This is a genomic window from Mucilaginibacter sp. UYP27 (assembly GCF_040547175.1).
Lineage (GTDB): Bacteria > Bacteroidota > Bacteroidia > Sphingobacteriales > Sphingobacteriaceae > Mucilaginibacter.
The window spans coordinates 119,594-133,698 of sequence record NZ_JBEPPE010000002.1 but is presented as its reverse complement, the minus strand read 5'-3'; the positions used below and the strand labels follow the sequence as shown (position 1 = coordinate 133,698).

Below are 14,105 nucleotides of genomic sequence, written 5' to 3'. Positions count from 1 at the left end.
CAATTGGGGGACATTTGTTGTTAAGGCAGCTCAAATATAAAAAAATAACATTATTAATTATAACTTATAGGCGTTTTTTATGCTAAACTTTCAAGATAACGTAGTAATATTTGTTAAAACGATGACTTGCCCTTCATTAACTTTGGTTTGAATACTATGTATATAATTGCCAGGGAGGTCGTAATTGTTATAAAAATTATCCACTCTGATGCATTTATATACAAAACTATAAATGCTATTATAATAAATTGTACAAACGCATAGCATGCCGCCACTATTACATGCAACAACTTCCGCTCATTAGCCAGTATCTGGTAAAAATGCAGGCGATGAGCCTTAAATATATTTTGCTTTAATATTAACCTGTGTACTATAGTTAACACGGCATCTACCCCATAAACCGAAAGAAATAAAATGTAGGCCCAGTGTCCGCTTACTTGTATCAGCCTGAATAGTAAGAAAACTATCCAAAAAGCTATTGCTACACTGCCAACATCGCCGGCAAAGCATTTAGCCCTTTTACGAAAATTAAAGAATAAAAAAGCCACACTCGCCAGCATCGGCAACCATATCAAATCAGCCTCTATAAATGCCTCGCCTTTTAAATTAACATATTGTAACCCGGCAAGCACAACCAATGTATAGGCACCGGTAATACCGTTTATGCCATCCATAAAATTGTACATATTTATAATACCAATACTAATAATATACAAGGCTATACATACATAAAAAGGAGTTTCAAAAATATTTAAGTATGCAAACATGAGCGTTACAGCAGCAATATGTACAACAACCCTAATCTTACTTGAAAGCGTAATTCTGTCATCAATAAAACTTATTACGCTTATGGCAAGCAGGCCCAAGCCAGGTAGCCAGTACTGAGGGTGCAATACTACCGCACAAACAATTGCGAATGTAAATATAACTCCACCACCGCGAATAGTAACTTCTGTATGCGAACTGCGTTCATTTGGCTTATCAATAATGTTATAATGATCTGCTATTTTGAAATACAAAAGCATCACACCAAAAAAAACAAGCAGTAAAAAAGGGTATAGTATCATAACGTTATTTCGCTAAGCTTTTTAACCACAGAGGATGGCACCCACTTTATTGCGGCATGTAGCTTTTTATCATCGAATGTTAAGGTTGATGTTATTTTTTTTAATTTATTAGTATTAACGGGAAACCGGCTGCCTATTATATCACCGGCCCACCCTAATAGTTTAGCTAAAGGGATAGGTAAACTCAGGGGCTTTTTCTTATTTAATTGTTTAGAGATCACCGCCTCTAAATGCGAGAACATGGGATGCAGGCCATCTGTGATATTAAAGATCCCGCCTATCTTTACGAGTTGAGGCATTATAATAGCAATATCTTCCGCCCATATAATGCTTTTGCGGGCATTTGCATTCCCAATACTTAAATACCTGCCACTTTTTATACCATTGATCATAGCGCCAAGGTTACCCGGCGGGTTAATGCCGGCCACTAATGGAAGCCTCAATATAGTTAAGGTTATATCATTACGGCCAGCCCACTCAATCAAAAACTCCTCGGCCAGTATTTTTGATTTCGCATAGGGGGTTTCGCCGTTTAAAGCGTGCTCTTCTGTAATCAGTTCACCACTATCCAGCCCATAAACTGCTACAGTACTTATAAAGACAAACTGCTTTGGCAACATGCCAAAATTTTCGAGCCCTTTACACAGGTTTACGGTGCCCTCAAAATTAACATCATAAAACAACTGTTTTTCAGCCTCTGTTTTGGGCTCGGAGTGCGCTTTGCCTGCAGCATGAAAAACGACATCGTAGGCCTCGTTAAAAGCAGGTATTTCTATGGCTATATTGTAATTATAGGTGTTATTACTTACGCCTAAAGTAATAACGTTATAGCCGATTTGCTGCAATTTGGGAATCGTATTGCCAGCCAAAAAGCCAGAAGCCCCCGTATATAATAAATCAGGCATATAAAATTTTGTCTGCTATAGTTTTAAAAATCTGCCCTTGTTCAAATTTATCGTTAAATAAATTTAAACTGCTTTCTTGCATATTTTTTACCTGCCCGGGTGTAAGCGTTAAAAAAAATTCCATTTTCTGCTGCAAATCGGTCACGTTGCCAGGCTCAACTAAATAACCATTCACTGTATCTATACAGGTTTCTTTACACCCTTTATGGTTGGTTGTAATAATTGGCTTAGATAAAGCCAACGACTCTGTTAAAGACCTCGGCACGCCCTCGGGGTAGTAACTTGGTAATACCACACAGTCCGAAAGTTGTACAATCTCTTTTACATTTTTTTGGTAGCCGATGTATTTAATTGACGGGATAGATTCAATTTTTGACAGCACTTCTTTTTCGATACCCTTACTATCAAACCAACCGGCAATTAACAATACGGCATTAGGAAATTTATCTTTTAGGTTTTTAAACGCTTCTACCAGTTCCAATATTCCTTTTTCTTTTACAATACGGCTGCAAAACAAAAAATATTTATTATCAACAGCCATACCCCATTTTTCCCTGTCCGGAGCAGTTATCTGTATAAATTTCTCTTTGTTAACACCACTCCCATTTGTAAGAATAATTTTAGAGGGTTCTATAAATTTTTGTAATAAAATCTGGTCGTCGCTATTTTGTACAACAATAAAATCAGCTTTCTTTAAAATAGATAAATATGCTTTAAATACTTTGTTAATAAGTAAAGACGATCCTTGTTTATCCAGAAACCCAAGGCCGGCCACCGTAGCAACAACGGTTTTTACCTTTAGCTTTTTTGCTACATAAACACCTAATAAATTAGGAAAGAATTTATAGGTAAAAACGAGGTCGGGTTTTTCTGCCGCTATGATCTGTTTAAATTGTTTATATGTTTTAAATATGTCTGCAAAAAACTTCCACGACCTATTGTATTCATAAAAATAAACAGGATATGGGGTTTTAGCAACCTCTTCGGCATGCTTATCTTTTGGCACAATACCAAAGCATTGTTCGACACCTAAGCTTGTTAGGTAGTTTAAGAAGTTAACCCTGTAGGCAATATAATCTTCTCCGTAATGAGCTATTAAACAAGCTTTTTTAAACATAATTTTATTCAGGGAGCATATATCTGCTCTTTATTTCTTAATGGCTTGTATAATTAGCTGTGTGTAGAGTTTGCTTCCGTTGTTATTCAGATGGGTTCTGTCGTGAAACAATTTACTATTATCTTCAGCCGCAAATGCATCGCTAAAATCAATAGTTTTCAGCCCATATTTACTTAGTGTTTTGTTTACCGTAGGCAACGGGTTATTTTTAAATTTGTTTAAAGTAGGCGATACTACAACCAACAGTTTGATCTTCCTTTTTTCTATAGTGGCGATCATTTCATCAAATTTTCTAACCAAGGTAGTATCCTCTTTGTAATTGGTACTATTTCCTACAATTGTTTTATCGGTAGCGGTAAGTTTACTACCAAATAAGGCTTCATACCCATGATCGTTTTTTTGCCCAACACCTAACGCATGTTGCAGTATTGAACCCGGCAAAGAGTTAAACGCATACAGTTTGCTGACTTCTGACTTATAAATTTCGCGGGGGTTAATCTGATAAATAAGCTGCTTGATGTAGCTATTACGCCTTGTATATGGCAAAAAGGTACTTGTAAATATCTCTTTCTGCGTGCCTAATGTATCATAAGTAAAATCGTTTTGATTGATATCCAAAATAATATATTTAGGGCTATATCTTTTTAAAACTGATGTTATTAAAGCATAATTATAATCAAACTTAATACCATCTCGCCCTAAATTATAAGCAGATACTTGCAAGCTATCGCCAATTACCGACGATATGTAATGATGAGACGCCCTGGATGTGCCGAAAATTAACAGATTTTCATTTGCCTTTGATAAAGCGTAGGTGGTTGTAGAACTATCGCCTTGTTTCTCTTTATAAAACGCCCGTTCTATTAACGTGCCGAATACGTAATCTAAAACAAATAGTATAAGTAGTAGCAGTACAAACTTCTTTATTAATGTATAAAGTTGATTCTTCATTTTTTAAAACTGAAAATAAATGAACTGGCCTCCGTTAAATACACCAAACAATATAATAATGATGATAGACAGCGAATACCCTGTATACCTGATCACAGCGCTTTTATTGCTAAATACATTGAATTTTTGGGGATAGTATTCCTGTATATATTCAAAAAATAGCAACCCAAAAATAGCCGCTAAACTGTAGAAGAAACTTGCGGGCACGCCTAAAAACAAACCGCCGCCTTTTAACGTGTATAAATTTTTACATATCAAAAGCGCCTCATGAACATTCCTGGCCCTGAAAAATATCCAGGCAAAACAAACAATGCCAAATATAAAAAGGTTAGAAAGCACGCGGGTAACGTATGTTTTGCGAAGAAATACATCAACTTTTAATTTCTTAAAAATAATACCGAATATAGAGTAAACGCCGTGCAACGCACCCCATATTATGAAAGTCCAGCTGGCACCGTGCCATAAACCGCTAATCATAAAAACCACAAACACGTTGAAACACCATCTTGGTACTGCCACCCGGCTGCCGCCTAACGGAATATATAAGTAATCTCTAAACCACGTTGATAATGAAATATGCCATCGGCCCCAAAATTCCTGGATGTTTTTTGAAAAATACGGTCTTCGGAAATTGGTCATCAAATCAAACCCCAATATCTTAGCTGTACCTATAGCAATTTCTGAGTAGGCCGAGAAATCGCAATAGATTTGAAATGCAAACATTACGGTAGCAACCAGGATAGATACGGCACTGTGTTTATCCGGATGATCATAAACAGCGTTTACATAAATTGCAAGCCTATCAGCTATTACAAGTTTTTTTACAAACCCAACTAACACAATTTTTAAACCTTCAACAATACGGTTATAGTCAAAATTATGTTTTTCGTAAAACTGATGTATAACATTTTGAGGGCGCTCGATAGGCCCCGCAACCAGTTGAGGGAAAAACATTACATAAAGTGCATATATCCCAAAGTGTCGTTCGGCCTTCTGATTGCCTCTATACACCTCTATGGTGTAACTCATTGCCTGGAAGGTGTGAAAAGACAAACCTACAGGCAGTAATATAGAAAGGTTAGGTACATGATTGTTATAACCAATGCTATTTAGCAACAGCGATAAGTTATCGTTTAAAAAATTGTAATATTTAAAAACAGCCAATATACCTATGTTGGCAACCAGGCTCATTATTAAAAAAAGCTTCCTTTTTTTGCCAACGTTTTTTTCTATGAGCAACCCGGCATAATAGTCGATAACGATTGTAAAGCCTAAAATAAGTATATAAATAGGCAAAAAAACCATGTAGAAATAACAACTGCTTAATAGCAGAAGTAGCCATCGGTACTTATGCCCCATGGTGAAATAAATGCTGCAAACAATAATGAAGAATGCAACAAAGTGTAAAGAATTGAATAACATATGAGAAGGTTCGGTTTAGTGAGCGGTAACGTTATTTATATCAATATCTTGTTCTGTAGCCTGGCTTGCTATTTGTTGTTCGCGAAGCTTCTTCAAATAGTTTTTTCTACGAAGAGCCTTAAAGTCGACTGCTAATACAAGCATTAAAGGCAACAATTTTGCCCTGTGCCTTATTGCAGTACCGAAGTTTGAAACACCTAATGAAAATACGAAAGCCAAAGTTATGCTAATGATTAATATGAGGTAAGCCGTTTTATTTTCCTTGATAACCTTACGGTTTTTATAAAAAGACCAAGCCATTAAAAGATACATCCCGGCATCAATTATACCAGCCAGGTGACTCGCCTTTTTTACCATGAATGGCAGTACCGGCGAAAATAAAAATGCAACATACCGTAGAGGGAGTTTCCAAATATCAGTTATACCATTACGTATTTTCATCCACTCGGGGTACCCGGCCGTACCCATTACAGAGTGGGCTTCGCCACTTTCAAAAGTGTCGAAAGCGTTCTCAAACGATCCGCCAAATTTACTTAAGCCAAATCCAGTATAATTTACAATCATCAAGCCGCCAGCAACCAATATAAACATCATCACCTTAGCAGCCGGCGATTTGTTTTTCCCCTCCTGTGATATCAAGAAAATCCCCATACCAAACCCGAGCAGCACCGCTATCAAAGCTGAGTGGAACAGGATACAAAGCCCGGTATATATAATAAATAATACAATATGAGGCTTTTTCTTGTACTTCCAAAACTTAATAAGTGATATTACAGCTAACGAAAGGAAAAAGTGAATAGGCACTTCTCTCAAAATAACCGCAGATAGCTCTGCCAATTCAGGAAATAACGCTGCGAACCAACCTACCCTTATCGCCTGGGTCCTATCATTCCATAACAGATAGGTCGCTTTATATATATTGTAAACCGTAGCAGTACTTAAAATAACCAGTATCAAACTCCATAACCAGGGCACGCGGCCAAATACAGAATATAGTGCCGAGCCTATTTTAATAAAACTACCAGCACCCGATTCTGAAAACTGATCTGCAGGGGGATTTTTCACCTTGGTCCATTCCCAGGCTAACCGTTCAAAACGCCTGTCGTCTTTTCCGCTATCAGGTAACTCAAAAAAGTTCATTTCTACAACTACCAGCGTTAGCCTGAATAAAAAAGCAACTACTAATACTACAACTATAGATTTATTCATGCTTTATTAATTACGCTAACGTTATTTGTGCTAAGTATATCATTTTAAAAGCATTAATCAGCTATCAACTTTGTACCGGTATATGAAACCTTGGGTTTTATGCCAAACTTGTCGGTAGAAAATGTATTCTTTTGTGATCTCGCAGCATTATTAATAAGTGGTGTAACTACACCTGATACAGCAGAAGGTATTTGCACTCTATTGTTTTCAAAAATAAGATCTTTTGACGTAAGATATGGAAAGTATGCTTTAGAAGGACTTTTAGAGGTACAAATTATATCGTTATTGGATATTTTTACCTTATTAAACATATTTGCCTGGTTAGCAGATACTATCCCTCTAAAAGCGCTTCTGATGGTACTGTTTTTGATTTCGACATTACCGCCTGTGCGGCCGGTCCAACTGGCGTAAACGCTTCCCTGTTTAGTTCCGCAGTCTATATCGCAGCTATCCACAACCAAGCTGTCTGCAGCTAATATCATCGTATATTTTGATAGGCTTGTTTGCGATTTGATAGTGCATTTAACCAGTTTAATATTAGCAGTAATTTTGGGGGATATGCTCATGAACTGTGCACCCATATTATTTGCAAATGTACAATTTCTAAATACTATCCCGCCCATTTTAGCACCTGCGGGGATTACCTGTGGCTCAATATCAACGCCTGCCGATGGGGCATGGCGGGTATAAGCGCCGTCGGTTATGCCTGTGTTTATAAACTGGCAGTTATCAAAAAGGCCTTTATACAAATGAGTTATAGACATGCCCTGCCTGCCATTATTTGAACTGATGGAATTAGTTATAGTAACATTTCTGCAACCCTTAATACCCCCAATATAAATCCCGTCTGTTTGGCCATGATGGGTATAAACGTTAGATATGTTTACATTCTCGCAATCCCAAAGCTGGATAAGGTGCCCGCTTCCCTCCGTAGTTTTAGGGTCTCGTGTCATCCTATTAATATTACCATTAATTTCTAAACCTTTGATAGTAACGTTTTGGCACTTAGATATTGAGATAGGTATAACAGCCTCAGTAGTGCTTTTTTGTAATCTACCCACTAACAAATCGGCTGCCCTAAAGAAGTTTCCATTTACAGAGATAACTGCTTTGTCGCCAATTATTGAAAGACCATTGCAACCAGAAAACAGGATATCCGCAACCGGGTTGTTTTTAGTATTGTATTGCGCGATATAATATTTACCCGCAGGGAAATAAACCGTTCCGGATCCATTTGCGTTTACTGCCTTTGCAACTTTAATCAATGCATTATAATTATCAGTCACGCCGTCGCCATTTGCACCATAATCTTTCACATTAAACGTTTTACCAATCCTATTACCATAAACGGCAGATGTTGTAATAGTAAATAGAAGTATAAGCGTTTTTATCAATTTCTTTGTTTTCATAACTTCTGTTGGTTGATTCAATACTTTTCCAGACATCTAACGTTAGATCCGGCTTTTTAACATAGACCTATTTTATTGCTTAATGTTTAAGCACACTTTGGTATATCAACTTATAGTTCAAATAACATTTATTTATATCGAATTTTTCGTAAACCTCTTTTTTAAATTTCGCAGCTTTTTCAAGCGCCTCATCGTAATGCCCCATTATATGCTGTAACGATAAATGGAAATTTGGCAACTCGGTAAGGTATGCGGCGTCTTCACTTAAAAAAATTGGGATACTGCCCACAGGTGTAGTAACAATAGGCAGGCCACAAGCACCTGCCTCTAATATTGAAATAGGCATCCCTTCCCATAATGATGGCGTGATCAGGCAACTTACATTCGCCATAATTTGGGGGATGTCCTGTCTGAAACCTAAAAATTCAAAATAATCCTGCAACGATTGTTGAGCGATCAAGTCCTCCAACGGTTGCCGCATATTGCCTTCGCCAACTACAACTATTTTAAATTTGTGCTTATCTTTTAGTTTCTTAACCAGATCGACCAAATAAAGAGGGTTTTTTTGATGTTCCAACCTCCCTAAAAACAAGCATGTAAAAACCTCCGGTTTTTGCATGGGGGCATTGTATAAGCTTAAATCTATCCCATTTGCAATTACAACCGGATTTGATTTTTGATACCAGGTCCTTGATTTTTTTGAAAAAATTACATCTGTATCTCTAAGACCCCGGGTAAAAAATAAAAAAAAACGTCTTAACTTACTTCTAACAAAGTCGTTATGCAACGTAAAAACGATTTTATGTGACACGAACGGCTTTAATAAGCAACTCAAAAAAAACGCATGGAATAAGTGGGCGTGTACTACTGTATTTTTATTTTGTTTAATAATATGATAATACTGCTTTAAGCCGCTTAAAAAGTTGGCTTTAGAGGTTATGCCTAAAGAAATTGGCGAAACGCCCATTTCTTCAAACCGTGGCCTTAATTTATCCTTATTAGTAATGTACACCACAGAACAAGTAACCTTCTCGTCCTGTAGGTTCATTTTAGTTAAATTATAAACCAGGTTTTCGGCGCCGCCGCCGCTTAAGCCGGTAATCAGTTGAATTACGTGCATATTATTTAACAAATGCGAAGGCCTTTTCTTTAAGTTTAACGGCCATTTCTACATGCCTGGTTGGGTTGGTAAATTTACTGTCGACACCAATTTTACCATTAAAATCAAAGTTGGCTTGTATTTCGCCTTTATCGTTAATGTTAATGGTATTGAATAGATCAGATATCCCCGAGAACCTGCTCATATCTGAACTGTTATTAAAACCGTAATTAATAAAAATTACGGGTGTACCCAATGCAAGGCAAGGTAATGCACAATGTATCCTTGAGGTAACAACAAGTTTGGCGGCCGCAAATTTATGTAACAACGCTTCGGCTTCTTCAAACCTGCGTTCTTCGCTGTGCGAGCCTGATAGTTTATGTTTTACATATTCGGCGTTCTCTAAAAATTCGTCGGTAATAAGTTGTTTTAAGATTCGTTTTCTTTTACCAAACCTAAAAATATCGCCGCTCATAATGGCCTTTATAAATTGGTTAGGCCCGTACATCATTTTACCCCAATGCGGCAGTAAAAACAATGGATCGGCCATATAAACTTTGTCAGATTTTTTATCCGTTTTATATTTGACGTCTAAAGTGGTAGTTATACACCCACTAAAGTACGAGTCGATGCCTTTTTCCTGCAATACACTTAAAGTATAGGTATCGCGGCAGCCAATCGGCCCCTGCTCTTTTAAATATGCAATAGTTTCTGGTGTTAAAACCTTGTCTTTTGCGTTTGCATTTAAATGGAACGATACCCAAAGCGGGTTGATCTTCGCCGAAGGTGGAAACTCATCTGGGTTGAGAATATACCATCCGTTCATGATCATTTTAATATCGTCGCCTTTGTAGCTTTTTAATTTCTCGCGCTCTACAAATACATCTACTTTAGGCAGGTATTGTTTTGCTGCAAGGCTTTGTACGTAATCGCCCACGTTATATGTTGGGTTTGCCGGATAAACCATTAAACCAAATTTTTGCTCTGAGTTACTTGTATTTTGCATGAGTAGAATTTATTTAAATACCATTTTTTTTAATTTGACAATAACCTCGCTATTTAAAAATAGGAATATACCTATTGCTAAAACCAAAAGGATGTAATTTATATATCTGAAGTGTATTAGTAATGCTAATGAAAAAACCACACATAACACTGTTAACGAAATAAGCTTTAACATGTTAACTTTTAAATTGATCTCCTTTTTCAGATCGATATACCTATATACAAACATAACCATGAAACTTAAAAAAGTCCCCAATGCTGATGAATACAGGCCTATGTGTTTGATGAGTAGTAAAACAACAACAATATTGGTAACACCACCCGCAATGCTGGTTACAAATATACCTTTAGTATTACCCGATTTGAGGTAGTATGCCCCAAAATAAGCTGAAAACGCCGAATATGCCGCTCCTATAAACAACATGGGCATGTATTTATAAGCATCTATAAAGCTGCTGCTAACAATACCTTCAACAATGATTTTTGAGGCAGAAATAAGCACAAGAACAAATGATAGTTCAAAGGTATAGAACCTATCGAACGTTTTACTATCTATACTGCTGTCTTTAGACGTCATGGAATGATCCTGCCAAGCCAGTATAAATATGGTATTTAAAATAGTAATGATGCTTGGTAACCTTGATGAAATGGCATATATACCGTTTGAATTTACTCCTAAGTAATACAGTATCAAAAATTTATCGGCAGCGTTTACCAGCCACCAGCTTATGCTATTAGGTATTAGTGGCAAACAATATGTAAGCATCTGCTTTTGTAGCGCGGTCGAATATAGTTTGAAATTGATGAACTTATAAACTCCCGAAAACTGCACCAAAATTATACAGGTAGCAAAATTAGCTATTATCAACGCCAGGAACAGCGCTTCCAGTTTCATTTTTAAGCCGATAAGAAACAAAATGTTAAAGCCAAGAACAAACACCGCGTTTGATAAACCGGCTATCGCATACAGCTTGTTTTTCTGCAATCCCCTGGTAACCTGCTGAAAATATGGGAGAAATATAGAGGATAACAGTATGGCCGCAAAATGGTATTTATAATTAAGCGGCACAAACGCGCCTACGGTAAAATAAGCTGCTAAAAATATAACCGAAGTAACTATTATTATCAAAAGCCCGTTTGTAATTATTTTGCTTCTTAGCGCATCATAATCTTCGGCCTCCCTGTTTAAAAGCCATTTGTAAGCGGCATCTGATATTTGTAAAGAAACAAAAGGCACAAACATGCTAATGGTAGTAAGCACCACATCATATTCACCAAGTTCTTTTTTTGAAAGGTAAAAAGACAGTATAGGTAAAAGGGAAAAGGTTAATAACTTTGACCCTAAATTACCAATAGTGTATATAAAAGTATTTTTTAAAAGGCTTTTACTTTGATTCATATTTACTTTTATAACACATTGCACATCTGTTTCTGGTCAGCATGTGGTTATTTATAATATTCTTTGTACCAAAGTATAAATTCGTTTACGCCTTCATCAACTAAGGTAGATGGGCTATAACCAACGTCCTCTTTCAAGTTCTCTACATCTGCCCAGGTTGCAAGCACATCGCCCGGCTGCATGTCCATAAAATCTTTATTGGCCGTTACGCCTAAAGCTTTTTCCATAGCACTTATAAAATCCATAAGCTTAACCGGTTTAGAGTTGCCTATGTTGTATATGCGAAATGGGGCGTAAGAAGATGAACTGTCTGGGCTGTCGCCATTCCACTCCGGGTTAGGTGCAGCAGGTTTATCCAGCACCGCAATAACCCCGTCAACAATATCTGTAACGTAAGTAAAATCGCGCTGCATATTTCCGTTATTAAAAACCTTAATAGCCCTGCCATTAAGCACAGCATCGGCAAATAACATTGGTGCCATATCCGGCCTCCCCCATGGGCCGTAAACGGTAAAGAAACGCAGGCCGGTAGTATTGATATTAAACAAATGGCTATAAGTATGCGCCAGCAATTCATTTGACCGTTTGGTAGCCGCATATACCGAAACCGGGTGGTTTACCGGATCTTGAACATGGAATGGCATTTTTGTATTTGCACCATAAACAGAACTTGAAGATGCATATACCAAATGCTTAACAGGGTAATACCTGCAAGCTTCCAAAATATTTATGAAACCTTCAATATTTGATTTAATATAGGCTTTAGGGTTTTCTATAGAATAGCGTACACCCGCCTGAGCTGCCAAATTAACAACTGCATCAAAGTTTTGCTCCTTAAAAAGTTTAGTTAATAATTCGCTGTCTTCAAGGTCGGCTTTAATAAAGTGGTAAGTCTTAAACTTTGAACTCTGTATAAGCTTACCTTCTTCAATTAATTTAATGTCTATACCGCTTTCATTTAAACGGCCATATTTTAGATTTACGTCGTAATAATCATTAATATTATCAAACCCTATCACTTCATCACCATTCTTTATTAACTGGTTAGCCAAATGAAACCCTATAAAGCCAGCCGCGCCTGTAACTAATATTTTCATAGCCTTATTTTCCTATTGTTGTGTAATTAAAGCCTATTTCCATCATAGTTTCTGCAGATAAAAGATTCCTGCCATCAAAAATAAATGCAGGTTTAAGCATGCTGTCATATATTTTTTGCCAATCATAGCTTTTAAATTCGTCCCATTCTGTTAAAATAGCTACTGCGTGTGCACCCTTACAAGCCTCGTAAGGGTCTGTACTAATCTGAACGGCCTTTTTATTTTCCTCGGCGTTGCGTGTTTGCAGATAGTTTAAATCGCCATAAATTTGATTTTCTTCTACCTTCGGGTCGTAAACTATAATATTAGCCTGCTCCTGGATCAAGTGATCGGCTACATATATAGCGGCCGACTCGCGAGTATCATTCGTATCCTTTTTAAATGCCCAACCCAAAAATGCTATACGTTTACCCGAAACAGTATTATAAAGCATTTTAACAATTTTATTACTAAATCTTCTTTTTTGGTGATCGTTCATAGTTATAACCTGTTCCCAGTAATGCGCAACCTCTGTTAAACCGTACGACCCTGCTATGTAAACCAAATTAAGAATGTCCTTTTGAAAACATGACCCGCCAAATCCTACTGACGCATTTAAAAATTTAGGCCCTATACGGCTATCTTTCCCAATTGCCTTGGCAACTTCGCTAATATCGGCACCTGTTTTTTCACAAAGTTCAGACAAAGCGTTAATTGATGATATACGTTGAGCAAGAAACGCATTAGCTGTAAGTTTTGACAATTCTGAAGACCAAACATTAGTAGTAAGTATGTTTTCAGGATTAACCCAGTTCGCATATATTTCAACTAAAGCCTTTACAGCTTCCTGGCCTGCCTCATTGGTATCGCCACCAATTAATACCCGATCGGGATCAAGCAAATCTGTAACTGCGGTACCTTCTGCTAAAAATTCAGGGTTTGATAATATCTGAAACTGAACACCATTACCTGTATTATCAAGTATACTTTTTATGGCCTCTGCTGTACGCACAGGCAGCGTTGATTTTTCAACAACTATTTTATCATTTTTTGATACGCTTGCAATTTGCCTTGCACAAAGCTCTATATATTTCAAATCTGCAGCCATCCCTTTACCAGAACCATATGTTTTAGTTGGGGTGTTTACAGATATAAATATCATCTGTGCTTCATCAATTGCTTTATCAACTTCGGTTGAAAAAAACAAATTACGCCCCCGGGCCTCAGCAACAATATCGCTTAAACCAGGTTCATAAATAGGGATGTTTTTAGTATCGGAATCGTTCCAGGCATTAATCCTGTCTTGATTAAGATCTACTACGGTTACTTTTATGTGCGGGCACTTATGAGCCATTACGGCCATTGTAGGGCCACCAACGTAACCTGCACCAATACAACATATGTTTGTAATTTTCACCTTATTGTGTTTAGCTGTTATTATATTTT

12 protein-coding genes are annotated in these 14,105 nt (G+C 37.1%); all 12 read right to left on the bottom strand.

What is annotated here, in order from left to right:
- Positions 1–113: 113 nt before the first annotated feature.
- A complete protein-coding gene (locus ABIB39_RS08435; RefSeq protein ID WP_354428997.1) occupies positions 114–1,067 on the bottom strand; it encodes an MraY family glycosyltransferase in 954 nt (317 codons plus the stop codon).
- Positions 1,064–1,972, bottom strand: coding sequence for an NAD-dependent epimerase/dehydratase family protein (locus tag ABIB39_RS08430; RefSeq protein WP_354428995.1), 909 nt, complete (start codon positions 1,970–1,972; stop codon positions 1,064–1,066). The genes ABIB39_RS08435 and ABIB39_RS08430 overlap by 4 nt, the downstream gene beginning before the upstream one ends.
- On the bottom strand, positions 1,965–3,089 hold the full coding sequence (locus tag ABIB39_RS08425) for a glycosyltransferase (protein ID WP_354428993.1): 1,125 nt from the start codon (positions 3,087–3,089) through the stop codon (positions 1,965–1,967). Before ABIB39_RS08425 ends, ABIB39_RS08430 begins: the two co-directional genes overlap by 8 nt.
- Before the next feature lie 30 nt (positions 3,090–3,119).
- Positions 3,120–4,040, bottom strand: a complete 921-nt coding sequence (locus tag ABIB39_RS08420) for an alginate O-acetyltransferase AlgX-related protein (RefSeq protein ID WP_354428991.1) — start codon at positions 4,038–4,040, stop codon at positions 3,120–3,122.
- A gap of 3 nt (positions 4,041–4,043) precedes the next feature.
- Positions 4,044–5,345 carry an MBOAT family O-acyltransferase gene (locus tag ABIB39_RS08415; RefSeq protein WP_354428989.1) on the bottom strand — a complete coding sequence of 434 codons (1,302 nt, stop codon included), beginning with the start codon at positions 5,343–5,345 and terminating at the stop codon, positions 4,044–4,046.
- 132 nt (positions 5,346–5,477) lie between these two features.
- Positions 5,478–6,671 carry an ArnT family glycosyltransferase gene (locus ABIB39_RS08410; protein ID WP_354428987.1) on the bottom strand — a complete coding sequence of 398 codons (1,194 nt, stop codon included), beginning with the start codon at positions 6,669–6,671 and terminating at the stop codon, positions 5,478–5,480.
- Between the two features lie 53 nt (positions 6,672–6,724).
- Positions 6,725–8,080: a right-handed parallel beta-helix repeat-containing protein gene (locus tag ABIB39_RS08405; protein WP_354428985.1), complete on the bottom strand. Its 1,356-nt coding sequence runs from the start codon at positions 8,078–8,080 to the stop codon at positions 6,725–6,727.
- A gap of 79 nt (positions 8,081–8,159) precedes the next feature.
- The gene (locus ABIB39_RS23290) at positions 8,160–9,200 is read right to left on the bottom strand and encodes a glycosyltransferase (protein WP_354457379.1); all 1,041 of its coding nucleotides are present in this window, start codon (positions 9,198–9,200) and stop codon (positions 8,160–8,162) included.
- A 1-nt stretch (position 9,201) separates the two neighbouring features.
- Positions 9,202–10,185, bottom strand: a complete 984-nt coding sequence (locus ABIB39_RS08390) for a polysaccharide pyruvyl transferase family protein (protein WP_354428984.1) — start codon at positions 10,183–10,185, stop codon at positions 9,202–9,204.
- Between the two features lie 9 nt (positions 10,186–10,194).
- Positions 10,195–11,583, bottom strand: coding sequence for a lipopolysaccharide biosynthesis protein (locus ABIB39_RS08385; RefSeq protein ID WP_354428982.1), 1,389 nt, complete (start codon positions 11,581–11,583; stop codon positions 10,195–10,197).
- A gap of 47 nt (positions 11,584–11,630) precedes the next feature.
- Entirely contained in the window at positions 11,631–12,680 is a 1,050-nt protein-coding gene (locus ABIB39_RS08380) for an NAD-dependent epimerase (RefSeq protein ID WP_354428980.1), read from the bottom strand.
- A 4-nt stretch (positions 12,681–12,684) separates the two neighbouring features.
- Complete coding sequence (locus ABIB39_RS08375; protein WP_354428978.1) at positions 12,685–14,076, bottom strand: UDP-glucose 6-dehydrogenase; 1,392 nt, start codon at positions 14,074–14,076, stop codon at positions 12,685–12,687.
- Positions 14,077–14,105: the final 29 nt, after the last annotated feature.

Coding starts and splice junctions, on each gene's coding strand:
- ABIB39_RS08425 (WP_354428993.1), bottom strand. CDS start 3,089: ATGTTTAAAAAAGCTTGTTTAATAGCTCATTACGGAGAAGATTATATT.
- ABIB39_RS08435 (WP_354428997.1), bottom strand. CDS start 1,067: ATGATACTATACCCTTTTTTACTGCTTGTTTTTTTTGGTGTGATGCTT.
- ABIB39_RS08430 (WP_354428995.1), bottom strand. CDS start 1,972: ATGCCTGATTTATTATATACGGGGGCTTCTGGCTTTTTGGCTGGCAAT.
- ABIB39_RS08415 (WP_354428989.1), bottom strand. CDS start 5,345: ATGGTTTTTTTGCCTATTTATATACTTATTTTAGGCTTTACAATCGTT.
- ABIB39_RS08380 (WP_354428980.1), bottom strand. CDS start 12,680: ATGAAAATATTAGTTACAGGCGCGGCTGGCTTTATAGGGTTTCATTTG.
- ABIB39_RS23290 (WP_354457379.1), bottom strand. CDS start 9,200: ATGCACGTAATTCAACTGATTACCGGCTTAAGCGGCGGCGGCGCCGAA.
- ABIB39_RS08410 (WP_354428987.1), bottom strand. CDS start 6,671: ATGAATAAATCTATAGTTGTAGTATTAGTAGTTGCTTTTTTATTCAGG.
- ABIB39_RS08420 (WP_354428991.1), bottom strand. CDS start 4,040: ATGAAGAATCAACTTTATACATTAATAAAGAAGTTTGTACTGCTACTA.
- ABIB39_RS08390 (WP_354428984.1), bottom strand. CDS start 10,185: ATGCAAAATACAAGTAACTCAGAGCAAAAATTTGGTTTAATGGTTTAT.
- ABIB39_RS08405 (WP_354428985.1), bottom strand. CDS start 8,080: ATGAAAACAAAGAAATTGATAAAAACGCTTATACTTCTATTTACTATT.
- ABIB39_RS08385 (WP_354428982.1), bottom strand. CDS start 11,583: ATGAATCAAAGTAAAAGCCTTTTAAAAAATACTTTTATATACACTATT.